At 70.1% G+C, this 23329-nt stretch carries 28 protein-coding genes; 15 read left to right on the top strand and 13 right to left on the bottom strand.

Annotated elements, in window-relative coordinates; genetic code table 11:
- Positions 1–20 precede the first annotated feature (20 nt).
- A complete protein-coding gene (locus ACFQ7F_RS04710; protein WP_383266064.1) occupies positions 21–842 on the bottom strand; it encodes a PhzF family phenazine biosynthesis protein in 822 nt (273 codons plus the stop codon).
- A gap of 376 nt (positions 843–1218) precedes the next feature.
- Between ACFQ7F_RS04710 and ACFQ7F_RS04715 the strand changes: the two genes are divergently transcribed.
- A complete protein-coding gene (locus ACFQ7F_RS04715) occupies positions 1219–1842 on the top strand; it encodes a PadR family transcriptional regulator (RefSeq protein ID WP_383266067.1) in 624 nt (207 codons plus the stop codon).
- A gap of 100 nt (positions 1843–1942) precedes the next feature.
- Here ACFQ7F_RS04715 and ACFQ7F_RS04720 read toward each other — a convergent pair whose 3' ends face one another.
- Entirely contained in the window at positions 1943–2371 is a 429-nt protein-coding gene (locus ACFQ7F_RS04720) for an SRPBCC family protein (protein WP_383266070.1), read from the bottom strand.
- Positions 2372–2675: 304 nt separating this feature from the next.
- Between ACFQ7F_RS04720 and ACFQ7F_RS04725 the strand changes: the two genes are divergently transcribed.
- Positions 2676–3491, top strand: a complete 816-nt coding sequence (locus ACFQ7F_RS04725; protein WP_383266073.1) for a putative protein N(5)-glutamine methyltransferase — start codon at positions 2676–2678, stop codon at positions 3489–3491.
- Positions 3492–3549: 58 nt separating this feature from the next.
- Here ACFQ7F_RS04725 and ACFQ7F_RS04730 read toward each other — a convergent pair whose 3' ends face one another.
- From ACFQ7F_RS04730 to ACFQ7F_RS04750, 5 genes are all read right to left on the bottom strand, one after another.
- Positions 3550–4293: an SDR family oxidoreductase gene (locus tag ACFQ7F_RS04730; RefSeq protein WP_383266076.1), complete on the bottom strand. Its 744-nt coding sequence runs from the start codon at positions 4291–4293 to the stop codon at positions 3550–3552.
- 102 nt (positions 4294–4395) lie between these two features.
- A complete protein-coding gene (locus tag ACFQ7F_RS04735) occupies positions 4396–5505 on the bottom strand; it encodes an NADH:flavin oxidoreductase/NADH oxidase (RefSeq protein WP_383266078.1) in 1110 nt (369 codons plus the stop codon).
- Positions 5506–5571: 66 nt separating this feature from the next.
- Positions 5572–5973: a RidA family protein gene (locus tag ACFQ7F_RS04740; RefSeq protein WP_383266081.1), complete on the bottom strand. Its 402-nt coding sequence runs from the start codon at positions 5971–5973 to the stop codon at positions 5572–5574.
- A 59-nt stretch (positions 5974–6032) separates the two neighbouring features.
- On the bottom strand, positions 6033–6686 hold the full coding sequence (locus ACFQ7F_RS04745; protein ID WP_383266084.1) for an NAD(P)H-binding protein: 654 nt from the start codon (positions 6684–6686) through the stop codon (positions 6033–6035).
- A gap of 66 nt (positions 6687–6752) precedes the next feature.
- Positions 6753–7184, bottom strand: coding sequence for a VOC family protein (locus tag ACFQ7F_RS04750; protein WP_383266087.1), 432 nt, complete (start codon positions 7182–7184; stop codon positions 6753–6755).
- A gap of 129 nt (positions 7185–7313) precedes the next feature.
- Here ACFQ7F_RS04750 and ACFQ7F_RS04755 point away from each other — a divergent pair, with 129 nt between their 5' ends.
- Positions 7314–7982, top strand: a complete 669-nt coding sequence (locus ACFQ7F_RS04755) for a GntR family transcriptional regulator (protein WP_383266090.1) — start codon at positions 7314–7316, stop codon at positions 7980–7982.
- A gap of 33 nt (positions 7983–8015) precedes the next feature.
- Here ACFQ7F_RS04755 and ACFQ7F_RS04760 read toward each other — a convergent pair whose 3' ends face one another.
- Positions 8016–8204: a hypothetical protein gene (locus ACFQ7F_RS04760; RefSeq protein ID WP_383266093.1), complete on the bottom strand. Its 189-nt coding sequence runs from the start codon at positions 8202–8204 to the stop codon at positions 8016–8018.
- A 212-nt stretch (positions 8205–8416) separates the two neighbouring features.
- Between ACFQ7F_RS04760 and ACFQ7F_RS04765 the strand changes: the two genes are divergently transcribed.
- The 3 genes from ACFQ7F_RS04765 (at position 8417) to ACFQ7F_RS04775 (ending at position 11207) form a co-directional block, all read left to right on the top strand.
- Positions 8417–9007, top strand: a complete 591-nt coding sequence (locus ACFQ7F_RS04765; RefSeq protein WP_383266096.1) for a Clp protease N-terminal domain-containing protein — start codon at positions 8417–8419, stop codon at positions 9005–9007.
- Positions 9008–9053: 46 nt separating this feature from the next.
- On the top strand, positions 9054–10076 hold the full coding sequence (locus tag ACFQ7F_RS04770) for a DMT family transporter (protein WP_383266099.1): 1023 nt from the start codon (positions 9054–9056) through the stop codon (positions 10074–10076).
- Between the two features lie 177 nt (positions 10077–10253).
- Positions 10254–11207: a DMT family transporter gene (locus ACFQ7F_RS04775; RefSeq protein WP_383266403.1), complete on the top strand. Its 954-nt coding sequence runs from the start codon at positions 10254–10256 to the stop codon at positions 11205–11207.
- A 29-nt stretch (positions 11208–11236) separates the two neighbouring features.
- Here the strand turns inward: ACFQ7F_RS04775 and ACFQ7F_RS04780 are convergent, their stop codons facing one another.
- Together ACFQ7F_RS04780 and ACFQ7F_RS04785 are read right to left on the bottom strand one after the other, a co-directional pair.
- Positions 11237–11872 (bottom strand): FMN-binding negative transcriptional regulator, encoded by a 636-nt coding sequence (locus ACFQ7F_RS04780; protein WP_383266102.1) that lies wholly within the window; start codon positions 11870–11872, stop codon positions 11237–11239.
- Positions 11872–12609, bottom strand: coding sequence for a pyridoxamine 5'-phosphate oxidase family protein (locus tag ACFQ7F_RS04785; protein ID WP_383266104.1), 738 nt, complete (start codon positions 12607–12609; stop codon positions 11872–11874). Before ACFQ7F_RS04785 ends, ACFQ7F_RS04780 begins: the two co-directional genes overlap by 1 nt.
- A gap of 35 nt (positions 12610–12644) precedes the next feature.
- On the opposite strand from ACFQ7F_RS04785, the gene ACFQ7F_RS04790 reads away from it, so the two are divergent.
- Complete coding sequence (locus tag ACFQ7F_RS04790; protein WP_383266107.1) at positions 12645–13976, top strand: aminotransferase class I/II-fold pyridoxal phosphate-dependent enzyme; 1332 nt, start codon at positions 12645–12647, stop codon at positions 13974–13976.
- Here ACFQ7F_RS04790 and ACFQ7F_RS04795 read toward each other — a convergent pair.
- Positions 13967–14971: a DMT family transporter gene (locus ACFQ7F_RS04795; protein ID WP_383266110.1), complete on the bottom strand. Its 1005-nt coding sequence runs from the start codon at positions 14969–14971 to the stop codon at positions 13967–13969. The genes ACFQ7F_RS04790 and ACFQ7F_RS04795 overlap by 10 nt on opposite strands.
- A gap of 74 nt (positions 14972–15045) precedes the next feature.
- Between ACFQ7F_RS04795 and ACFQ7F_RS04800 the strand changes: the two genes are divergently transcribed.
- Positions 15046–16050 (top strand): LysR family transcriptional regulator, encoded by a 1005-nt coding sequence (locus ACFQ7F_RS04800; protein WP_383266113.1) that lies wholly within the window; start codon positions 15046–15048, stop codon positions 16048–16050.
- On the opposite strand, the gene ACFQ7F_RS04805 is transcribed toward ACFQ7F_RS04800, so the two are convergent.
- Complete coding sequence (locus ACFQ7F_RS04805; RefSeq protein ID WP_383266116.1) at positions 15986–16465, bottom strand: pyridoxamine 5'-phosphate oxidase family protein; 480 nt, start codon at positions 16463–16465, stop codon at positions 15986–15988. The genes ACFQ7F_RS04800 and ACFQ7F_RS04805 overlap by 65 nt on opposite strands.
- A 206-nt stretch (positions 16466–16671) precedes the next feature.
- Between ACFQ7F_RS04805 and ACFQ7F_RS04810 the strand changes: the two genes are divergently transcribed.
- Positions 16672–17313 carry a cysteine hydrolase gene (locus ACFQ7F_RS04810; protein ID WP_383266119.1) on the top strand — a complete coding sequence of 214 codons (642 nt, stop codon included), beginning with the start codon at positions 16672–16674 and terminating at the stop codon, positions 17311–17313.
- Here the strand turns inward: ACFQ7F_RS04810 and ACFQ7F_RS04815 are convergent.
- Positions 17300–17770 carry a Rieske (2Fe-2S) protein gene (locus ACFQ7F_RS04815; protein WP_383266406.1) on the bottom strand — a complete coding sequence of 157 codons (471 nt, stop codon included), beginning with the start codon at positions 17768–17770 and terminating at the stop codon, positions 17300–17302. The genes ACFQ7F_RS04810 and ACFQ7F_RS04815 overlap by 14 nt on opposite strands.
- A 90-nt stretch (positions 17771–17860) precedes the next feature.
- Here ACFQ7F_RS04815 and ACFQ7F_RS04820 point away from each other — a divergent pair, with 90 nt between their 5' ends.
- The 6 genes from ACFQ7F_RS04820 (at position 17861) to ung (ending at position 23319) form a co-directional block, all read left to right on the top strand.
- Entirely contained in the window at positions 17861–18652 is a 792-nt protein-coding gene (locus ACFQ7F_RS04820; RefSeq protein ID WP_383266122.1) for a HipA family kinase, read from the top strand.
- A gap of 26 nt (positions 18653–18678) precedes the next feature.
- On the top strand, positions 18679–19059 hold the full coding sequence (locus tag ACFQ7F_RS04825) for a DUF3037 domain-containing protein (RefSeq protein WP_383266409.1): 381 nt from the start codon (positions 18679–18681) through the stop codon (positions 19057–19059).
- A 135-nt stretch (positions 19060–19194) separates the two neighbouring features.
- A complete protein-coding gene (gene fabG, locus ACFQ7F_RS04830) occupies positions 19195–19956 on the top strand; it encodes a 3-oxoacyl-ACP reductase FabG (protein ID WP_383266125.1) in 762 nt (253 codons plus the stop codon).
- A 37-nt stretch (positions 19957–19993) separates the two neighbouring features.
- Entirely contained in the window at positions 19994–20749 is a 756-nt protein-coding gene (locus ACFQ7F_RS04835) for an SDR family oxidoreductase (protein ID WP_383266127.1), read from the top strand.
- A 188-nt stretch (positions 20750–20937) separates the two neighbouring features.
- Positions 20938–22524, top strand: coding sequence for an ABC transporter substrate-binding protein (locus ACFQ7F_RS04840; RefSeq protein WP_383266412.1), 1587 nt, complete (start codon positions 20938–20940; stop codon positions 22522–22524).
- Between the two features lie 111 nt (positions 22525–22635).
- On the top strand, positions 22636–23319 hold the full coding sequence (gene ung / locus ACFQ7F_RS04845) for a uracil-DNA glycosylase (RefSeq protein ID WP_383266130.1): 684 nt from the start codon (positions 22636–22638) through the stop codon (positions 23317–23319).
- Positions 23320–23329 lie beyond the last annotated feature (10 nt).

Here is a 23329-nt window from a genome sequence, read left to right on the forward strand (position 1 = left end):
CGTACGTCCCCACCGCCACGTCAGGCGTACAGGTCGCCCTCGATGACGGTGACCGCGCGGCCCGTCAGGAGGGTGCGGTCACCGCGCAGTTCCGTGCGGACCAGGCCGCTGCGGGCCGAGACCTGCAGTCCGGTGAGCTCCGCGCGGCCCAGGCGCTGGGACCAGAAGGGGGCCAGTGCCGTGTGGGCGCTGCCGGTCACCGGGTCCTCGTCGATGCCGACGCGCGGGAAGAAGCCCCGGGAGACGAAGTCATAGCCGCGGGCGGGGTCTTCGGCACGTGCGGTGGCGATGATGCCGCGCCTGGAGTGCTGGGCCAGGGCCTTGTGGTCCGGGGTGAGCGCGCGCACCGTCTTCTCGTCCGCGAGCTCGACAAGGAGGTCGCCGAGGTGCGCCCCGGTGTCGTACGCCGCGAGCGGCTCGGCGCCGAGCGCCCGGGCCGCGCCGTCGGGGACATCGGCCGGGGTGAGCGGGGCGGTCGGGAAGTCCATGGTGACGGTGCCGTCGGCGTGCGCGGTCGTGGTCAGGACGCCGCTGCGGGTGGCGAACCGTACGGGGCCCTCGGCGGAGCCGGTGACCTGCAGGACGTGGGCGGTGGCGAGCGTGGCGTGGCCACAGAGGTCGACCTCGGTGGCGGGTGTGAACCAGCGCAGCGCCCAGTCGGCTTCGCCGTGCGCGGGGAGGCGGTGGGCGAAGGCGGTCTCGGCGTGGTTGACCTCCGCGGCGACGTTCTGGAGCCAGGCGTCATCGGGGAAGGCGTCGAGGAGGAGGACACCTGCGGGGTTGCCCGTGAAGGGGCGGTCGGTGAAGGCGTCGACGATGCGGATGCGGTGAGAAGTCGGCATGCCGATGAAGCTAGCGGGCCACTGCGGGGGTCGGACAAGGCCAATCGGGGGTGAGTGGCCCGATTAGGGGTGCCGGATTCGGTGGTTGGCATGTTCCGGCACTGGCCGGGCGGACTGGGGGTCGGCCGCTCCGGGGAGGGTGTCGGTCGGCACCCGGCGCGCCGACGGCTGGCCCGCCCGGCCCTGCTCGGCTGCCACTACCTGTCCGCGGGCGCCCCCTCTGGCCTGCTGCTCTGCCCACCTTCCGGAAGAGGCTTGCCAGGTGAACAGTTCCGATATATCGTTGACGCATCGCGACAGATCAACGATGGCGCGGTAGATCACCAACGAGATCCAAAGCAGGATCAAGGTCAAGATCACAAAAGGAGTGATTGTTATGCGTTCCCACGGCTATGAACACGAGCACGGACATGGAAAGCGCGGCCACGGCCACGAGGGCCGGGGCGGCTTCGAGGGGCGGCGCGCCGCGTTCGGCCCCTTCGGTCCCGGCTTCGGCGGTCCCGGCGGGCCCGGCGGCCCCTGGGGCGGCGGGCGCGGTGGCCGCGGCGGTCCGCGAGGCAGGGCGCGGCGCGGCGACGTACGCGCGTCGATCCTGGCCCTCCTGAAGGACCGGCCGATGCACGGCTACGAGATGATTCAGGAGATCGCCGAGCGCAGTGGCGGGGCGTGGAAGCCCAGCCCCGGTTCGGTCTACCCGACCCTCCAGCTCCTGGAGGACGAGGGCCTGATCAGCAGCGCGAGCGAGGGCGGCAAGAAGCTCTTCTCGCTCACCGAGGCCGGTGTCACTGCGGCCGACGAGGGTCCCGACGCGCCTTGGGAAGAGGCCGGGCGCGGGGTCGACTGGGACACGCTGAACGAGATCCGCCAGGCCGGTTTCGGGCTGATGGAGGCGTTCGGCCAGGTCTGGAAGACCGGCAGCAAGGAGCAGCGCGAGAAGGCTGTCACGGTCATCAATGACGCCCGTAAGAAGCTGTACCTGATCCTCGCCGATGAGGACTGAGGCAGCGGGGGTCGATGACCTCCAGTGCCACTGAGGCGCCCCGCACTTCATGTGTGGGGCGCCTCTTCGTGCCGGGGTGCCTTTTGGCCGCGGGGGAGGGTCAGACCACCAGGCCCGCCAGCTTCCGCAGCGACTCGTCCAGCGCGGCCGTCGCCGAATCCTTCAGCTTGCCCGCCATCAAGGAGACCGCCGCGCCCGTGAACTCGCCGTCTATGCGTACGTTCGTCGCGTCCCCGTCGGGCGAGAGCGAGTAGCGGGTGCCGACCGTGACGCCCATCGGGCCCTTGCCCCTGATCGCCAGGGTGCGCTCGCTCTGCAGCTCCTCGATCGTCCAGTTGACCTCGGCGGGGAAACCCATCAGCTTCATGTTCTCCGCGAACGTGCCGCCCACCTCCAGCGTGGTGGGGCCGCCCTTGGGGAAACTCGTGTGCGTGGCATTCCACTCGCCGTACGAGGAGAAGTCGGTGAGTTGGGCCCAGACCTTCTCGGCGGGAGCATCGATCCGTGCTTCCGCGCTGACTTCGGCCATGCGACGACCCCTTTTCGTTGGGCGCTGCGGCGGGGCGCAGCTGCGGTGTCGCGGAACGTAGCCGCAGGGTCGAGAACATTCAATACTGATGAACCGTCAGATATTGTGGACGCTCCGGCGGTGCCGCCCCCGAACGGGTCGGGTACTGTTGCCCTCCCCCGCGACGGACGCGGGCAGACGGACTCAGGAGGTGAGACCCATTACCGCTGCAGCAGGTCGGGTGCTCCCCCTTCACGACCGCGCGGTTCACCCGGCATAGGTGACCGAGGGAGCCCCACAGGCGTCCCGAAAGGTTCCTCTTCTCATGTCGGCCTCACCTTCGTCACCCGCGTCATCGCCGATGACGTCCCTCACCCCTTCCGTCATCGTCACCAGGCTGCGCGCCGCCGGCTGTGTCTTCGCCGAGGACGAGGCGCAGCTGCTCGTCGCCACCGCGCGTGACCACACCGAACTCGCCGCCATGGTGGAGCGGCGCGTCGCCGGCCGCCCGCTCGAACATGTCCTGGGCTGGGCGGAGTTCCGCGGTCTGCGGATAGCCGTGGACACCGGCGTCTTCGTGCCACGGCGGCGCACCGAGTTCCTCGTGCAGGAGGCCGCCGCCCTCGCCGGGCCCGGGGCGGTCGTCGTCGACCTGTGCTGCGGCTCCGGCGCACTCGGGGCCGCTCTCGGCGCCGCCGTCGGCCGGATCGAGCTGCACGCCGCCGACATCGACCCCGCCGCCGTGCGGTGCGCGCGGCGCAATGTCGCCGACGCGGGGGGAAAGGTGTACGAGGGCGACCTCTACGAGCCGCTGCCCGGCGCGCTCCGGGGCCGTGTCGACGTACTGCTGGCGAACGTCCCCTACGTACCCACCGAGGAGGTGGGTCTCCTGCCGCCGGAAGCCCGGATCCACGAGGCGCGGGTGGCGCTCGACGGCGGCGCGGACGGCCTCGACGTTCTGCGGCGGGTGACCGAGGACGCGGCGCGCTGGCTGGCTCCCGGCGGCCGACTGCTGTTCGAGACGAGTGAGCGGCAGGTGCCGTACGCGCTCGCGGCGGTCGCCGACGGTGGTCTCGTGCCGCGGTCGGTGAGCGACGAGGAGATGTACGCGACCGTTGTCGTCGGGACGCGGCCCGTCTGAGTCGCGTACGGGTCCTGCCTGAGCGGGCGGCTGAAAGCGGGCGTCCTGAGAGGTCCCCTTACCAGTTCTGGCTGGTGGGGGAGATGACGAGGTCGTTGACGGTGACGTCGGCAGGCTGGTCGAGGGCGTAGACGACGGCGTCGGCGATCGCATCGGGGCTGATCGCGATGGCGTTGAGCTCTTGGGCGGCCTTGCGTCCGGTGGGGTCGGTGACCTTGTCGGCCCAGCCGGTGTCGATGACGCCGGGGCTGATCGTGGACGCCTTGATGCCCTCGCGGACGCTGAGTTCCTTACGCATGGACTCGGTCATGGCCTGCACGAAGAACTTCGTCGAGCTGTAGACGCCGGCGCCGTCGCCGACCTGGTGTCCTGCCACCGAGTCCATGTTGAGGATGTGGCCGGACTTCTGGCGGAGCATCACGGGCAGGACGGCGTGCACGCCGTTGAGGTAGCCGCGGATGTTCACGTCGAGCATCCGGTTCCAGTCGTCGAGCGCGACGTCCTTCCAGTACGAGAAGAGCATCAGCCCGGCGTTGTTGACGAGGACGTCGATGCGTCCGTAGGTGTCGACGGCGACGTCGGCCAGTGCCTGCATGTCGGCGGCGTCGGCGACGTCGGTGAGCCTGGCGACCGCGGTACCGCCGGCCTTTTCGATGTCGGCGACCAGCTCGTCCAGGGCTTCCTGGCCGCGGGCTGCGGCGACGATCCTGGCGCCGCGGGCGGCGAGGGCCTTGGCGCTGACGGCGCCGATGCCGGAGGAGGCGCCGGTGATGACGACGACCTTGTTCTCAAGGTGGTTCATGGGGATCTTCCGGTGAGGGGTGGTTCGAGGGGGCGAGGGGTGGTTCAACACGTCGCCCATGGAAGGGCGACGCGGTCGTACGTGGGGATGGCCGAGTCGGGCTCAGCGCTTGCGGCGCTTGACGACATAGGCGTACTGGTCCGGCCAGCGGGGCTCGATACCGAGCTCGAGAGCGGCGTGCTGCGGCCAGTAGGGGTCGCGCAGCAGTTCGCGGCCGAGCAGGACGGCGTCGGCCTGCCCGGAGGTGACGATCTCCTCGGCCTGGTGCGGGTCGGTGATGATGCCGACCGCGCCGGTGGGGATGCCGGTGGCCTGGCGGGCCCGGGCGGCGAAGGGCACCTGGTAGCCGGGTCCGGCAACGATCTTGGCGTCGCGGACCATGCCGCCGGTGGACACGTCGAGCAGGTCGACACCGTGGGCCGTCAGCTCCTTGGCCAGGCGGACGGTGTCCTCACCGGTCCAGCCCTCGCGGGTGTCCTCGGGGTTCTCGGCCAGCCAGTCGGTGGCCGAGGCGCGGAAGAAGACCGGCAGGTCCTCGGGCCACACCTCGCGGACCGCGTCGACTACCTCCAGGGCGAAGCGGATCCGGTTCTCGAAGCTGCCGCCGTAGGCGTCGATGCGGTGGTTGGAGGCCGGGGAGAGGAAGGAGTTGATCAGGTAGCCGTGGGCGCCGTGCACCTCGGCGACCTCGAATCCGGCGGTCAGGGCGCGCCGGGCGGAGTCGGCGAAGTCGCGCACCAGCTGCTGGATCTCGTCCACGGTCAGTTCGTGCGGGACGGCCAGTCCGTCGTAGGCGATCGCGCTGGGCGCCACGGGCTGCCAGCCGCCCTCGCTCTCGGGTATGTACCGGTCGGACAGCCAGGGCTTGTCCACCGATGCCTTGCGGCCTGCGTGCGCGAGCTGGATGGCGGGGACGGCGCCGTGGGCCTTGATGGCCTCGGTGATGCGGGCGAAGGCATCCTGCTGGCGGTCGTTCCACAGGCCGAGGTCCCAGGGGCTGATGCGCCCGTCGGGCCGTACGCCGGTGGCCTCGGCCATGACAAGGCCCGCTCCGCCGGCGGCGCGGGAGGCCAGGTGGGCGAGGTGGAAGTCGGTCGGCGCGCCGGTCTCCGGGCCTGCTGAGTCGGCGGAGTACATGCACATCGGGGACATCCAGACCCGGTTGGGTATCTGGAGGGAGCGCAGCTTGAGGGGGGTGAACAGAGTGCTCACAGTGGGTCTCTTTCATCGGGGGACATCACCGGGCGGGGCAACGCCGGTGACAGGGAGGGGTGTTGATCAGGCGGGGAGGCGGGTGTCGAGGACGAAGCTGATCTCGATGAGCTGGCCCGGGAAGAACAGCGAGGCCACGCCGATGGTGGAGCTGGTGGGGCGGTGGTCACCGAAATAGGCCAGGTTCGCCGCGGCCATCGCCGTGTTGTGCTTCGGCAGGTCGACGATGAACTGGGTCTCGGAGACGACCTGGTTGCGGGTGGCGCCGTAGTGGGCGAGCACCTTCTCGAAGTTGGCGTAGGACTGCTGGAGCTGGGCGTCGAAGTCGTCGGGGTGGAGGAAGTCGCCGTCGGCGTCGTGCGAGAGCTGCCCGGAGACGTAGATGGTGTCGCCGACCCTGATGGCCTGGGCGAACCCGAACTCCTTCTCGCCGGAGACGTCGTGGCTGTAGGAATCGATGGTGGTCATGGTCCTTCTCCTTGCTGGTGGTGCGGTAGCGGGTGTGCGGGACGACGGGGTGGTGGTGGTCAGGGAGCCGCGAGCTGCGTGACGGCGTCGGCCACGGGGATCTCGCCGGAGGTGAGCTCGACGATCACGCGGCGCAGGCGCGGCTCCTGGAGGGCCGCGTCGATGAACGCGGCGACGTCGTCGCGGTGCACGTCGCCGTACTCGATGGCGGGCCCGGCGGTGACCCGACCGCTGCCGGAGGTGTCCAGGAGGGTTCCGGGACGGACGATCAGCCAGTCGAGATCCGTGCGCGTCAGATACACGTCGGCGGTCTTCTTGACCTTGGCGTAGTGCTCGAAGCCCTCTCCGGCCTCGCCGCCGCGCAGCGCGTCGGGGAACATCGAGACGAGCACGAACCGCGACACCTCAGCGGCGGCAGCCGCGTCGGCGGCCTTCTCCAGGCCCTTGCCGTCGATGAGGGTCGTCTTGTCCTGGCCGGTGCCGTGGGCGCCGGCCGAGAAGACGACGGCTTCGTGGCCGCGCAGCTTCTGTGCGAGGTCGTCGACCGAGTCGGTGATGAGATCACCGATCACCGGAGTACCCCCGGCTTCCCGCACGGTCTCGCCCTGCGTGGCCTCGCGGTGCATCCCGGTCACCGAGTCGCCCCGGGCGGTGAGGAGTTGGGTGAGGCGGCGGCCTACTCCTCCGGCGGCGCCGATCTGGAACACCTTCATGATCACGTCCTGTCGTTCAGGTGGGGAAGGGTGGGGAAGGGGTGTGGGCGATGCGGGGTCCGCCGCTCAGGCGGCGAACACCTGCGAGTCGTCGGCGAACGCCTTGAACTCCAGGGCGTTGCCCGCCGGGTCGAGGAGGAACATCGTCCGCTGCTCGCCCTTCTGGCCCGCGAAGCGCACGTACGGCTCGATGACGAACTCGGTGTCCGCCGCGCGCAGCCGCTCGGCGAGCTCCTGGAAGGCGTCGATCGTCAGGATCAGTCCGAAGTGCGGTACCGGGACGTCGTGGCCGTCGACCGGGTTGTGTATGCGCTGCGCGCGCTCCGGTGCCAGATGCGTGACGAACTGGTGGCCGTGCAGATCCCAGTCCACCCAGGTGTCCGCACTGCGGCCCTGCTCCAGGCCCAGGACGTCGCCGTAGAAGCGACGGGCCGCGGCCAGGTCGTCGACCGGCACGGCCAGGTGGAACCGCGGGATCGAGGAGTCGAGAACGGTCATGGCACTGCCTTCCTGTCGGGGAGGGGGACCCGCTGGCCAGGGCGGGCCTGGCTATTGTCCTAATGTTGACATTGCGACAACGTCTGAATGTTAACATTACGGCATTGCTTGAGGAGGCGTACACCGCACATGAGCGATCAGGGCAAGGTGTCACCGGCTCGCCGTCGGGGACTGGCCGACGAGGTCGGGGACCGTATCCGCGAGGCCATCTTCAGCGGGGCCTACGCACCCGGTGAGCAACTGCGCGAGGTGGAGCTGTCGGGTGAGATGGACGTCAGCCGCGGCCCGGTGCGCGAAGCGCTGCGGCTCCTTGAGCGCGAGGGCCTGGTCCACTGTGCGTGGCACCGGGGTACGACGGTGACGACACTGTCCGTCGAGGACGTGGCCGAGCTCGACAGCCTGCGCGGCGCCCTCGAGGATCTCGCCGTCCGCCAGGTGATTGCCCGCGCCTCGGACGAGGACCTGGCGTCCGTCGCGAAGACGGCCGACATGATGGAGCGGGCCGCGGACGCGCACGAGATGGTGCGCTGCGACATCGCCTTCCACGACGCGGTGTTCGCCGCCGCAGGACATCAGCGTCTCGCCGACGCGTGGGACGGCATCCGGTGCCAGGTGCACCTGTTCCTGCTGACCCGGATCGGTCGCAGCACCAAGGGCTACCTCGACTGCATTCCGCGTGAGCACCGCGAACTCGTCGCCGCACTGCGCGCCCGGGACACGGACACCGCCCTCGCCCTCTTCGCAGCGCACCGCCGCCACGCCGTCGACGTCGTCGCCAGCACGGCCGACGCAAGCTGAACGCGGCGCACCAGGGGGTGTGGCCCCGGCGACTCAGCCGACCCTGCGTATCACCGCCGCGTCGAACAGGTCGCACGCCCGGGGGAAGGGGCCCTCGTCGTGGCAGTGCCAGGCTTCCCAGAACAGGTCGGCGGGCAGTGCGTCATCGGGTGCGTACACCCGATACACGTACTGCCTGCCGTCGCTCGCCGGCAGCGAGACCATCCAGCACCTGCACTCCATCACCCGCACTCCATGCCTGAAAGACGAGTGACGGGTGTGCCGTGGTTGCGTTCCGGGAGTGAATCAAGGCGACGCGCGCCCCTCGGGGAAGAAAGGTCAGATCTCATCCGTAAGGAGGAGAAGCCACACATGCGTGCCCAACCTGTGTCGGACGCAAAGATGCTTCCCTCCGCCGATGACGCCGCCTATGGGGGGCTGATGGGGTGGGAGATGTGCAAAGCCGTACCCCGCCGGGCGCCGAGCCCGGCCCGATCCGAGCAGATACCGACTCCCGACTGAGTGCTGCGCTGGCGTCGGTGGTGGCCGGCGCGCGCCGGCGTGCGGTACGGGACGGGGACCGGCAGATCGACACCGCGCATCTGCTGCACTCCCTCCTGGAGACCGATCCCGATGTACGGGCGGCCTTCGACGACGGGGCGCAAGTGGTGCGGCTGCTCGGCTATCTCGTCCAGCGCAGCATCGGGTACGGCCTGCAGTGGCAGGGGACGATCGAGGACTCCGGATCGGTGCCGCTGGTGAAGGTGGGCGACTTCGGTCCCGCCAAGGAGAAGCGCTGGTCGCCGTCAGCGACCGCCGCCATGGAGGCGGCCATCGAGCGGGCCGACCGGCGCGGCGAACCGCGCGCCCTCGGCGTCGACCTCCTGGTGGCGCTCATCGCCGATCCGGACTACCGCGCGGTCGAGGTCCTGGGGCGGGCCGGGGCCGACCCGAAGGCGATCATCCGGCGTATCGAGGAAGCTCCGTCCACCGGTCCGTATGTCGATCCGTACGCGGATCCGTACGCCGGGACGTCCGCCGATTGAGACAGGGGCTATCGAAGGTGACGCTCCTGACGCGCCCTGTCATGCTGTGCCGGTGCAAGCGACTGAGGGGAATCGGGCAGGCTCACGGCTGAGCCGCGGGAGAGGCGTCGGCCTGGGGCTCGCCATGGGGTCGGCGGTCGCCTTCGGCGGTTCGGGCGTCGCGGCCAAGCCGCTGATCGAGGCAGGCCTCGACCCGCTGCACGTGGTGTGGCTGCGGGTGACGGGCGCGGCCCTGGTGATGCTGCCGGTCGCCTGGCGGCACCGCTCACTGCTGCTCCGCAGGCCCGCGCTCCTGCTCGGCTTCGGCCTGCTCGCCGTCGCCGGTGTCCAGGCCTGCTACTTCGCGGCGATCTCCCGCATCCCCGTCGGCGTCGCGCTCCTGGTCGAGTACCTCGCGCCCGCGCTCGTCCTCGGCTGGGTGCGTTTCGTACAGCGGCGGCCCGTGACGCGGGCGGCCGCGGTGGGCGTGGTGCTGGCGGTCGGCGGGCTCGCCTGTGTCGTCGAGGTGTGGGCCGGGCTGAGCTTCGACGCCGTGGGGCTGCTGCTCGCCCTGGGTGCCGCGTGCTGCCAGGTCGGCTACTTCGTCCTGTCCGACCAGGGCAGCGACGCGGGGGACGACGCTCCTGACCCGCTCGGCGTCATCGCGTACGGACTGCTGATCGGTGCCGTGGTGCTTACCGTCGTGGCGCGTCCCTGGGGGATGGACTGGTCGGTGCTCGCGGGCAGCGCGGACATGGACGGCTCGGCCGTTCCCGCGTGGGTGCTCATCGGCTGGATCGTGCTCATCGCGACCGTCGTGGCGTATGTCACCGGGGTGCTCTCGGTGCGCCGGCTCTCGCCGCAGGTGGCGGGGGTCGTGGCCTGTCTGGAAGCGGTCATAGCGACCGTGCTCGCCTGGGTCATGCTGGGCGAACACCTGTCGGCGCCGCAGATCATCGGGGGTGCGGTGGTGCTCGCGGGGGCGTTCATCGCGCAGTCGTCCACGCCCGCGAAGCCCCGGGAAGGGCCTGCCGCGAGCGGGCTGCCGGAGCCGCAGGATCAGTTGTCGTCAACCGGCACTGCCGTCTAGGGTGTTGATCATGCATTCACGCGCGCTCGTTCTTCCGCCCCCCGCCGCTTAGGCGCGGGCACCTCCTGGATCACACCCGGCCGGTGGCCGGGTGGAACGACGCTGCCCGCAGACGGAGCCAGGGATCTTCCTTCTTCTTTCTTTCTGCGGAGAACTCACGTGTCGAATGTGTCGACTGTGTCGACGGCTGCCTCCGGTCTGTCCGTCGGACGCGGCCTCCTCTATCTGATCGTCGCCGGTACGGCCTGGGGCACCGCTGGTGCCGCCGCCGCGCTGGTCTTCAACGCCAGTGACATGGGGCCGGTCAGCCTGTCCTTCTGGCGCTGCGCGGGCGGCTTCGTGCTGCTGTTCGCCGTCCGTCTGATGCGGGCACGCCGACGTCCCGCGGACGCCGCCGCGGGTGCGCCGCTGCGGCAGAGGCTGCCGCGGATCGTGGCGACCGGTGTGGCGCTCGCCGTGTTCCAGACCGCCTACTTCGCGGCCGTCGAGTCGACAGGACTCGCCGTCGGTACGGTCGTCACGATGGGCGCCGGGCCCGTGCTCATCGCGCTCGGGGCGCGGTTCACCATGGGCGAGCGGCTCGGGCGCGGCGGGGTCGTCGCCGTGGCAGGGGCGCTTGCCGGGCTCGTGGTGCTCGTCCTGGGCGGGGGCGGCGCGAGCGTGCGTCCGGCGGGTGTCGGGTGGGGGCTGCTCTCGGCGGCCGCGTACGCCACGATGACGCTGCTCACGCGGTGGTGGGGGCGGGACGGCGGCGCCGACTCGGCCGACACGACGGTCTGGTCTTTCGCCGTGGTGTCGGTCTGCCTGCTGCCGCTCGCCGCGGTGGAGGGCCTTGTCCCGCACGCCGCCGACCCGGCGCGGATGAGCCTCTACCTGCTGTACATCGTCGTGATACCGACGGCGGTCGCCTACGCCCTGTACTTCGCGGGCGCCGCCGTCATCCGGTCCGCGACCGTCTCCGTGATCACGCTCCTCGAGCCGCTGAGCGCCGCGGTCATCGCGGTCGTGCTGCTCGACGAGGAGCTGACCGTGTCGACGGTGCTCGGCACGCTGATGATGCTGGCCGCGGTGACGGGGCTTGCGGTCGCGGAGACGGTCGCTGCGCGGCGGGGGGCGGTGCTGGTGTGCTGACTCGATTCCGCGCGCCCTTTAGGGGGCGCTCAGCGTCGGCGGAGTTGGTGCGTGTGCGCTGCCGCGTCGCGCGGGCCGTTGCGTTCCGTTAGGCCGTGCGCGATTTTGTCCTGGACCTCCTGCGGCTTGTGACTGGCGTACTTGAACTTTGCTCGTACGTCCGTCACTTCGAGGCACAGGGCGCGGATGCCGGAGAGCATGCGGCCGAAGGGGGCCTCGCCCGCCGCGGCGGGGGCCGAGCCGCCCTCCGGCTGGAAGTGGGCGACCTGGCGGTTGAGGAGCTCGGCCTTCTCCTCGGGGTCGTCCACGATGCGGGCGGTGCAGCGCAGCTGTACGGCGGCGTAGAAGCTGGTCGGCACGCCGTGCTCGGGCGGGGTGTCCGGGGGCGCCTGCCAGGGGCCCGGCACGTACACGTAGTCGTCCACCACGCTGAGCAGCACTTCGGGATCGGCTTCCAGCGCGGGCCACAGCGGGTTGGGGCGCGCCAGGTGGGTGATCACCCGGCCGTGCGGGCCGTGACCGGCTTCGTAGGCGAAGTGCGCGGGCTGTACGTGCGGGGGCTCGCCGGGCAGGCCGTTCACGGCGAGCTGCCCGAAGTCGTGTCCTGCGAGCCACTGCTGCCACTCGGTGTCGGAGCGGGGCGCGTCCCAGGGGTGGATCAGCATCACAGTTCGATCAGGTAGTCGGGGGTCTCGATGCCCGGGGCCAGGTCGGTGGACGGGATGAGCGGGTCGTGGCCCTTGCGCAGCGGGACGACGCCGGCCCAGTGGGGCAGGTCGAGGTCCTCGGGGTCGTCGTTCGGGCCGCCGGTGCGGACCTTGGCGGAGACCGCGGCGAGGTCGAGGCTGAGCACGGCGGTCGCCGCGAGCTCCTTGGCGTTCGCGGGGCGCGAGTCGGCGGAGCGGCCCGGCACGACGTGGTCGACGAGCGCGTCGAGGGCGGTGCGCTTCTCCTCGGGGTCCGTGACCTGGTGGGCGGTGCCGTGGATCACCACGGAGCGGTAGTTGATCGAGTGGTGGAAGGCCGACCGGGCGAGGACAAGGCCGTCGACGTGGGTGACGGTCAGGCAGACCGCGAGCCCCGGATCCGCTTCCTCCTGCTGCCGGGCCGCGGCCGCCATCCGCAGCGGCCGGGATCCCGTCGAGCCGTGCACGTACAGGCGCTCGCCCACCCGGCCGTACAGCGTCGGCAGGACGACGGGGGCGCCGTCACGCACGAAACCGAGGTGGCAGACGTAGGCCTCGTCGAGTATCGAGTGCACCAATTCCTGGTCGTACGCGGCGCGGTCCCGCCCGCGGGTGGGGACGGTGAGATCGGTCGGCGCGTACGAGGCGGTGTCGGTTGCGGTGTCGGTGGCGATCTCGACGCCGGTCTCGATGCCGGACTCGGATGCGACGCTCATTGTCTTCTCCATTGCACTAGTGCATAATGTAGTTTGTGCTAGGAGAGTATCGGATCGAAGGTCGACGTGCAGCTGAGATCGCTGCCAGCGTGGAGCGCGCGGTGGGTGGCGGGGACCTGGAGCCGGGTCAACTGCTCCCGCCGATGCGCGAGTTGGCCCAGCGGCTCGGGGTGAATCCCAATACGGTGGCCGCCGCCTACCGCACGCTGCGCGAACGCGGCGTCATCGAGACGGCGGGGCGGCGCGGCAGCCGCGTACGCCCCAAGCCCGCGACGACCGTGCGTGAGCTGATCCGTGTGGACGCGCCGACCGGTGTGCGCGACGTGTCGAACGGCAATCCGGACACAGCGCTGCTCCCGTCGCTCGCCGGGGCGTTCGCGGCTGCCGCCGAGGAGGGCGACCGGCGCCCCGTGCTGTACGGGGAGGAGGCCGTGGACCCCGAAATGACCCGCCACGCGCGCGTGGCCCTCGATGAGGACGGCGTGCCGGACGGCCCTGTCGCCGTCACCTCCGGGTCCCTCGACGCCATCGAGCGCGTGCTCGCGGCGCATCTCAAGCCCGGCGACGCGGTCGCGGTCGAGGATCCGGGGTGGGGAAGCCTGCTCGATCTGATGCCCGTGCTCGGGCTGCGTACGGTCCCGGTGGGTGTCGACGACGACGGGCCGCTGCCCGCCGACGTGGAAGTAGCGCTGCGCGGCGGTGTCCGGGCGCTCATCGTCACCGACCGCGCCCAGAACCCGACGGGCGCCGCGATCAGTGCTCCACGCGCGCGTGCCCTGCGAAAAGTGCTCTCCGCGCACAAGGATGTGCTCCTCGTCGAGGACGACCATGGCCACGCCATCGTCGATCTGCCCCTGCACCCGCTGGCGGGCGTGACCCGCAGCTGGGCCTTCATCCGCTCCACGGCCAAGGCGTACGGCCCTGACCTGCGGCTCGCCCTGCTCACCGGGGACGCCGTCACCGTCGATCGCGTACAGGGACGCCAGCGGCTCGGTCCCGGCTGGGTGAGTCATCTTTCGCAGCGCGCCGTGGTGCGTCTGTGGACGGACGGGGCGGTGGACACGGTCGAGGTGGCGGCGTCCTACGGGAAGCGGCGTGACGCCCTGATCGCCGCACTCGCCGAGCGGGGTGTCCCGGCGCACGGGCGCAGTGGCATGAACGTATGGGTGCCCGTGCCGGACGAGACCGGCGCGGTCGCCAGGCTGCTGCACGCGGGGTGGGCCGTCGCGCCGGGGGCGCGCTTCCGGATGAGTGCGCGGCCCGGGGTGCGGATCACGGTGTCGACGCTCGGGGACGGTGACATCGCAGCGGTGGCGGACGCCGTCGCCTCCGCCACCGGGCCCGCTCCCGCGCGGCGCTATGACTGATCGGGCCGGTTTCCCGCGCGGGCCCGCGGCTTGGACTGGGTGAGCGCGGCGCCCGCCAGGACGATCACCGCGCCGACCGGTGTCGACCAGCTCAGGGACTCGCCGAGCACGGCGACGCCCGCGGCGGTGGCGATGACCGGGACGAAATACGTGACCATCTGGGCGGTCGTCGGCCCGACCTCGGAGACGAGGCCGTACTGCATGAGGAAGGCGATCCCGGTGCCGACGGCACCCAGTGCCACGATCGCGAGGAGGGGCACGACGGGGAAGTGTGTCGGGAGGGACGTGAACAGCGGGGTCACCACGGCCAGTTCGACAGTCGCGATCGACAGCTGGGCGCCGGTCAGCGAGAGGTTGGAGTGACCTGCGCCGGCCAGGGTCCGGCGCACGTAGATCCAGCCGATCGGATAGCTCAGCGCGGCGAGCAGTGCCATCGACGTGCCACGGAAGTCCAGGCCGCTGAAGCCCTGCCAGGCGCCGAGGACCGTGAGCACTCCGAGGAACCCGATGCCCAGTCCCGCGACCCTGCGCCGCGTCGGACGGTCCTCGGAGAGCGCGACCAGGGAAAGCGCCATGCCCCACAGGGGCGAGGTCGCGTTGCAGATGCCGGCGAGCGTGGACGGGATCGTCAGCTCCGCGTACGCGAACAGCGAGAACGGCAGGGCGTTGAGCAGGAGCGCCGCGACCGCGAGATGCGCCCACGTCCGGGCCCCGCGCGGCAGCCGCTCGCGTTTCACCACGAGGACGACCGCGACGACCGCGGTGCCGAAGAACAGGCGTCCGAAGGTGACCTGGAACGGCGCGTAGCCCTCCGTGCCGACCTTGATGAGGAGGAAGCTGAAGCCCCAGATCAGCGAGAGGACACCGAAGCGGAAGCGCCAGCCGAGGGCGCGGCGGGGCTTCGGACCGGCGTTCGTGCCGGCGTTCGAACCGGCAGTCGGCGGCGAGGAGGAAGGGGCGGCGAGAGGGCCTTGAGAGGGGGAGGTGACGCTCATGTACGTCACCTTGAGGCAGCCGACGTCGTAGAACAAGCGAAATAAACTGCCCAGTATCACGTAGCATTGCTTACGTGTTGAACCTGGAACGCCTGCGCACGCTCGACGCACTCGCCCGGCACGGCTCGGTCAGCGGCGCCGCGGCGGGGCTGCATGTCACGACGTCGGCCGTCTCGCAGCAGATGACCAAGCTGGAGCGCGAGGTCGGCCAGCAGCTCCTCGCCAAGAACGGCCGGGGCGTGCGCCTGACCGATGCCGGGCGGCTGCTCGCCGAGCATGCCGGGCGCATCCTCTCCCAGGTGGAGCTCGCGCAGTCCGACCTGGAGGAGCAGCGCGGCAAGGCCGTCGGTGAGCTGCGGATCTCCGCGTTCCCCACGGCGATGCGCGGCCTGCTGCCCGCCACGCTCACCGCGCTGCGCGCCGGGCATCCCGGCCTGCGCGTCCGCGCCCAGGAGATGGAGCCACAGCTCGGCGTGGCCGCCGTGGTGCGCGGCGATCTCGACATGGCGGTCGTCCTCGACTGGTACAACAAGCCGCTGCCGATGCCCGAAGGCCTGGTCAAGGCCCCTCTCCTGGACGACCCCGCCGATGTCGCCATGCCCGCTGCGCACCCCCTCGCCGACCGCGCCGAAGTGGACCTGGAGGAGTTCGCGGACGACGAGTGGATCGCTTGGACGGAGGGGGAGTTCTGTCATGAGTGGCTGATGTTCACGCTGCGCGCCAAGGGCATCGAGCCGCGGATCGCGCACCGCGCGGAGGAGCATCACACACAGCTCGCCCTGGTGGCCGCGGGTCTCGGCGTGTGCGTGGCACCCCAGTTGGGGCGCGATCCGATGCCCGCCGGGGTCAGGACGGTTCCGGTGCGGCACCGGGTGCACCGTCATGTGTACGTGGTGTGGCGCGTGGACGCCGACCGCCGGCCGTCGATCAGGGCAGCGGTCGAGGCGCTTCAGGGGGTGGGGGGCCGGTCTTCGCTAGCGCGCAGGGACGGACAGAACTGCGGATCCGCCCCGCTCAGGGACGGGACTGCAGCCCCGCCAGCTTCCGGAAGTCCCAGGACGCGATCGCGTCGGGCGTGAGCCGGATCCACGCGTGCTTCCCGTCGTACGGCATCGTGTCCATCCCGAAGTATTTCTGGGTGAACAGCCGCTCAGGTACGTCGAGTTCGGGGCATGGCTCGCCCACGCGGGGTGACTCGGCCACGAAGACCGCCGTCCCGGAGAGCTCCACGCCCCGCAGCTCCCCGTACTCGACGCCCGCGTCGATCACCACAGCGATCCGCTGGTCGCCCCGAAGGTCCGCCCAGCGCTTGCTGCGGGTGATCGAGAACAGCCACAAGGACGTGCCGTCCCAGGCGAACCAGAGCGCGCTGACGTGCGGAGCTCCGTCGCCGGACACGGTCGCGACCCGGCAGGTGCGTTCCGTGCCGAGGAAGGCGTCGAGCTCGTCCGGCGACATCATGATCTTGCGGCCCCGGCGCTGTGTGACGGCCATCGGTCCTCCCGCGACAAGTGGAAAAGGTGGGCGCACAGCCAGAACTGACACCCCGTCAGGGCTGACCGTCAGGAAAGCATGCGGTCTCTTCCGCCGTGGCGCAATGGCCGCTAACCTCCGCCCATCCCGGGCGCCGGTCGCCTCCGCTGTCCCGGAGGACCCGGACGGCCAGCCGGACGACCGGGATGATGTGGACAGGGGGAGCGATGCCGTCTTACGAACAGCTCAGGGAACTCCTCGATCCCGCCACCACCGTACTGATAACCGTCGAGTGTCAGCAGGGCGTGGTAGGGGCGGAGAGCGCGCTGCCCGAACTCGCCGACGAGGCACGCTCGTCGGGCTGCCTCGCCAATGTCGCGCGGCTCGTCTCCGCCGCCCACCAGGCCGGGGTGCAGGTCCTGCACGCCGTCGCCGAACGGCGGCCCGACGGGCGCGGGGCCAACCACAACGCCCGCATCTTCCGTGCCGCGGGGCGGCTGCCCGTGCGGCAGCTCTCCGGGACGAAGGCCGTGCGGATCGCGCCGCCCATCGAGGTGTCCGACGAGGACTTCGTCGTACGACGGCTGCACGGACTCTCGCCCCTCGCGGGCACGGACGTCGACCCGCTCCTTCGCAACCTGGGGTGCCGCACCCTCCTGGTGACCGGTGTGTCGGCGAACGTGGCGATACCGAACGCCGTCTTCGACGCCGTGAACCTGGGCTATACCGTCGTCGTGCCGTCGGACGCCATCGCGGGAGTCCCCTCCGACTATGCACCCGCGATGATCCGCAACACGCTCTCCCTGGTGGCCACCATCGCCACCACCGAGGACGTCCTCGGCTGCTGGAAGCGTTCTAGGCCAGTGTGATCGAGTCGCCCTCCACCTTGATCTCGGCGGCGGGCAGCGGTTTCGGAGCGGGGGAGGCCTTCACGCTCCCGTCGGTGATGGCGAACTTGCTGCCGTGGCAGGGGCAGTTGATGGTGCCGCCCTCCACGCTCGTCACCGGACACTGTTTATGGGTGCAGCGGTTCGAGAAGGCCTTGAACTCGCCCTCCGTCGGCTGGGTCACCACCACCCCCTCCTCCTTGAAGATCTTTCCGCCGCCCACCGGGATCTCCGATGTCTTGGCGAGCACGGCCCCGGCGGCGCCACCGGGTTTCTCGGCGTCACTGGGCTTCTGCTCGTCCGCGGCAGGGTCGGATCCGTATCCGTCGTCTTCGCTCTCACCGCAGGCCGCCAGGGCGGCGGCCAGGCTGACGACGCCCGCCGCGGCGACGACCGAGCGGCGGGATGGCGCGGGCAGGGGTTCCTTGGAGATGGTCATGTCCGGTGGTACGAGGCCGCGCGCCGGTATGTTCAAACAGTCAAGCACTTCTTGCGCGAGCCGAGTTCGGACCGGCATTAACCTGGGGCAATGCTCACCGAAGTCACCGCGGTTCGCTATGTCACGCCCCTGCGGGAGGGCGGATCGCTCCCCGGCCTCGTCGAGGCCGCAGACGGCCGGGGAACGTACGCGCCGTACGTCATGAAGTTCACCGGGGCCGGACAGGGCCGCAAGACGCTCGTCGCCGAGGTGATCTGCGGCCGTCTTGCGCGTGGTCTGGGGCTGCGGGTGCCTGGCCTGGCGCAGGTCTGGCTCGATCCGGTGCTCGGCCTCGGCGAGCCCGATCAGCAGGTGCAGGAGCTGCTGAAGTCGAGCGGCGGGCCGAATCTCGGGATGGATTTTCTTTCCGGGGCGCTCGGCTTCGACTCGCTCGCGTACGACGTCGATGCGGCCGAGGCGGGCCGTGTCGTGTGGTTCGACGCGCTCATCAACAACGTGGACCGCTCCTGGCGCAACCCGAACATGCTCGTGGTCGGCGGCGACCTGTGGCTCATCGACCACGGCGCGAGCATGATCTGGCACCACAACTGGCGCACCGCCGAGACGGCGGCCGCCAAGCCGTACGACGCGTCCGACCACGCCCTCGTCCCGTTCGGCCCCGATGTCGCCACGGCCGCCGCCGAGCTCGCCCCGCTCGTCACAGAGGAGCTCCTTGCCGACTCCGTGGCCGACGTGCCCGACGCGTGGCTGGTGGGCGAACCGGGCTTCGACAGCCCCGACGCCGTGCGCCGCGCCTATGTGACGACACTGCTGCCGCGGGCCAAGACCATTCACGAACGGATCACGCTGCCCGAGCCGCGGCGGAAGGGCGCCACCCAGTGACCGAGCAGCCGATCGAGCCTGACGTCATGGAGCGGGACGTGTTCGAGTACGCCCTGGTGCGCGTCGTGCCGCGTGTGGAGCGCGGTGAGCAGTTCAACGCGGGGGTGGTGGTCTACTGCCGGGCCAAGTCCTTCGTGGCCGCCCGTACGCATCTGGACGAGAACAAGCTGCGGGCCCTGGACCCGGCAGCCGACCTGCCCGGCATCAAGGCCGCGCTCGGCGCCGTCGAGCGGATCTGCGCGGGCGGCGAAGCGGCAGGTCAGGCCGAGCGCGACGATGCCGGGCGGCGCTTTCGGTGGCTGATCGCGCCGCGTTCGACCGTCGTGCAGCCGGGGCCGGTGCACACAGGTCTCACGGCGGATCCTGCCGCAGAGGTGGACCGACTCCTTGACCTCCTGGTGAGGTAAAGAATCACAGCCCCCTGTGTGCCGTTGACACCGGGTGCCAGGGCTTCTAGCGTCTCGTTCAGCTGAAGGTACTAAGCGGTCGCTCACCATCTGGGCGTACCGTAGAGCCGCATCCCAAGGGCGAGGAGAACCAGCATGTCCACCACTGAGCAGCGCGTCGCGGTCGTGACCGGAGCAGCGCGAGGCATCGGCGCGGCGACCGCCGTGCGTCTGGCCGCCGAGGGCCGCGCCGTCGCGGTGATCGACCTCGACGAGGCCGCCTGCAAGGACACCGTCGCGCAGATCACCACTGCCGGTGGCAAGGCGATCGCCGTCGGCTGCGACGTGTCCGACGAGGCTCAGGTCGAGGCGGCCATCGCCCGGATCGCCGACGAGCTCGGCGCGCCCACGATCCTCGTGAACAACGCCGGTGTGCTCCGCGACAACCTCCTCTTCAAGATGAGCGCGAGCGACTGGGACATGGTCATGAACGTGCACCTGCGCGGTGCGTTCCTGATGTCCCGCGCGATCCAGAAGCACATGGTGGACGCCAAGTTCGGCCGGATCGTGAACCTCTCCTCGTCCTCCGCGCTCGGCAACCGCGGCCAGGTCAACTACGCGGCGGCGAAGGCCGGCCTCCAGGGCTTCACCAAGACCCTGGCCAAGGAGCTCGGCAAGTTCGGCGTCACCGCCAACTCCGTGGCCCCGGGCTTCATCGTCACCGAGATGACCAAGTCCACCGCCGACCGCGTCGGCATGGGCTTCGAGGACTTCCAGGCCGCGGCCGCCACCCAGATCCCGGTGCAGCGCGTCGGCCGCCCCGAGGACATCGCCAACGCCATCGCCTTCTTCACGGGCGACGCCGCGGGCTTCGTGTCGGGACAGGTCATGTACGTGGCCGGCGGCCCGCTCAACTAGTTCTGTTCCGGTAATTCTGTTCCGGAGGGATGCGGAGATGACAGTGCAGGACAGTGGAAAGGCCGCGCTCATCACGGGCGCGAGCCGCGGCATCGGCTACGGCATCGCGGAGGCGCTCGTCGCCCGCGGTGACCGTGTGTGCATCACCGGGCGCAACGAGGACGCGCTCAAGGAGGCCGTCGAGAAGCTCGGCTCCGACCGCGTCATCGGCGTGGCGGGCAAGGCGCACGACGAGACCCACCAGGCCGTCGCCGTCGAGCGCACGATGGAGGCCTTCGGGCGGGTCGACTTCCTGATCAACAACGCCGGTACGAACCCGGTGTTCGGGCCGATGGCGGAGCTCGACCTCAATGTGGCGCGCAAGGTCTTTGAGACCAACGTGATCTCGGCGCTCGGCTTCGCCCAGCAGACCTGGAAGGCCTGGCAGAGCCAGAACGGCGGCGCGATCGTGAACATCGCCTCCGTCGCGGGCGTCTCTCCCTCGCCGTTCATCGGCGCGTACGGCATCAGCAAGGCGGCCATGGTCAACCTCTCGCTGCAGCTCGCGCACGAGTTCGCGCCGAAGGTGCGGGTCAACTCGATCGCGCCCGCCGTGGTCAAGACTCAGTTCGCCAAGGCGCTGTACGAGGGCCGCGAGGAGGAGGCCGCAGCTGCTTACCCCCTGGGGCGGCTCGGTGTGCCCGAGGACATCGGGGGCGCCGCCGCGTTCCTCACGTCCGGCCAGTCCGACTGGATCACGGGGCAGACACTCGTGGTCGACGGCGGCATTTTCCTCAATGCGGGCGTCAGCTGACGAAGACCGCACAATCGGCAGGTACACCCATCTAGAGGGATGTAAACGCGCATCGAGTGCCCCGTCGGCGCCGCAAGTTGGCCTGGCGGGGCATTGCGGTAGGGTCTGCCGACCCATGGCACGGACGAGCGAGGAGCATGCGCGTGTTCAGTGAAGTTCGCCTGGTGACGGTGGCGGGTGTCCGTGGCATGGCCGGGCTGCCCCGCCGAGGCCTGCGACCGGCCGCGGCGCTGGTGTCCGCATCCCTGCTCGCGGGGTGCGGAGCCATCTCTTCGGACGATCCCGACGAGGACAAGCAGATCACCGTCGGAACGATGAGTGCTCCGAGCACCCTCGATCCTGCCGCTGCCTGGGACAGCTCCTGGGAGCTTTACCGCAACGTTTTCCAGACGCTCCTGAGTTTCCCCAGCGGGGCGGCCGAGCCCGAGCCGGACGCGGCCGAGTCCTGCAAGTTCACCGACCCGACGAACCAAGTCTATACCTGTGAGCTGCGGGACGATCTCACGTTCTCCGACGGACACGAACTCGACGCCCAGGCGGTCAAGTACACCTTCGACCGGATGCGGCGCATCGATGTGAAGGGCGGGCCGACGGGGCTGCTCGGATCGCTCGACTCGGTCGAGGCGAAAGGCGAACGGACGGTCACGTTCCGGCTCAAGAAGCCGGACGCCACATTCCCGTTCGTGCTCTCCACGCCCGCCATGTCGATCGTCGACCCCCGCGAGTACCCGGCGGACAAGCTCCGCGAGGGCACATCGATCGCGGGTTCGGGGCCCTACGCCCTGCAGTCGTACCAGGCCGGTGACAAGGCGGAACTGGTCAAGAACACGAACTACAAGGGTGCGGCCGACCGCAAGAACGACGCCGTCACGATCCGCTACTTCAAGAAGTCGTCGGCCATGGTCGATGCCCTGCGGGACAAGCGCATCGACGTCACCTTCCGTGGGCTCGCGGCCCAGGACATCGTCGACATGCAGGCCAACAAGCACGAGCAGGAGGGCATCCAGCTCGTCGAGGGCTCGGGCACCGAGATCCGCTACCTGGTGTTCAACCCCGATGACCCCTGGGCGAGAAAGAAGGCGGTTCGTCAGGCCTTCGCCCAGGTCATCGACCGCCCGGCCATCGCCCACAAGATCTACCAGGACACGGTCGAGCCGCTGTACTCGATGGTCCCCCAGGGGCTCACCGGGCACGGCACCGGATTCTTCGACGACTACGGAGACCCCAGCGAGGCCAAGGCCGCGAACATCCTCAAGGGCGCCGGCATCAACAAGCCGGTGCCGCTCACGCTCTGGTACACGACCGACCGCTACGGCTCGGCGACCGAGGGGGAGTTCCAGGAGATCAAGCGGCAGCTCGAGGCATCCGGTCTTTTCAAGATCACGCTCAAGGGCCGCCCCTGGACGGAGTTCGACGCGGGCACCAAGAAGGGCGAGTACCCGGTCTTCGGCCGTGGCTGGTTCCCCGACTTCCCCGACGCGGAGAACTTCATCGCGCCGTTCATCGGCGAGAAGAACGTGCTCAACACGCCGTATCCCTCGCGGGAGATCACCGATGAGGTGCTGCCGCGCTCACGCCGTGAGGCCGACCGGGGCGCGGTGGCCGACGACTTCGAGCAGGCCCAGAAGGTCCTCGTCGACGACGCACGGCTGCTCCCGCTGTGGCAGGGCAAGCAGTACATCATGGCCAGCGAGGAGATCGCGGGCGGCGAACGTGCCCTCGACCCCTCGGCGATCATGATGATGTGGGAGCTCGAGCGCAAGACCAGCTGGTAGCGCAGGACCAGCTGGTAGCGGCAGGCCGCGGGCAGCGGGGGCCGGGCCGATTGTCAGTGGCCGCCGGTAGGTTCTGTGGTGAGAAGTGACCGCACACCGGAGGTTGTTGACGTGACCGACATCGCCATGCTGCCCGCGTCCTGGCGCGGAGTCCTCGGCGAGGAACTGCAGAAGCCCTACTTCAAGGAGCTCACCGAGTTCGTCGAGGGGGAGCGGGAGAAGGGTCCTGTCTATCCTCCGCGTGACGAGGTGTTCGCCGCACTCGACGCGACTCCGTATGACCAGGTGAAGGTGCTCGTCCTCGGCCAGGATCCGTACCACGGCGAGGGGCAGGGGCACGGACTCTGCTTCTCCGTGCGGCCCGGCGTGAAGACCCCGCCCTCGCTGCGGAACATCTACAAGGAGATGAAGGAGGAGCTGGGCCACCCCGTGCCGGACAACGGCTATCTGATGCCGTGGGCCCAGCAGGGTGTCCTGCTCCTGAACGCGGTGCTCACGGTCCGCGCGGCTGAGGCGAACTCCCACAAGGGCAAGGGCTGGGAGAAGTTCACGGACGCGGTGATCCGCGCGGTGGCCGACCGCCCCGACCCCGCCGTTTTCGTCCTGTGGGGCAATTACGCCCAGAAGAAGCTCCCGCTCATCGACGAGGAGCGGCACGTGGTCGTGAAGGGCGCGCACCCCTCGCCGCTCTCCGCGAAGAAGTTCTTCGGCTCGCACCCCTTCACACAGATCGACGAAGCGGTGGCGGCGCAGGGGCACGAGCCGATCGACTGGCGCATCCCGGACCTGGGCTGACCCGGGCTGA

It is taken from the genome of Streptomyces sp. NPDC056486, from assembly GCF_042795295.1.
Taxonomy (GTDB): Bacteria; Actinomycetota; Actinomycetes; order Streptomycetales; family Streptomycetaceae; genus Streptomyces.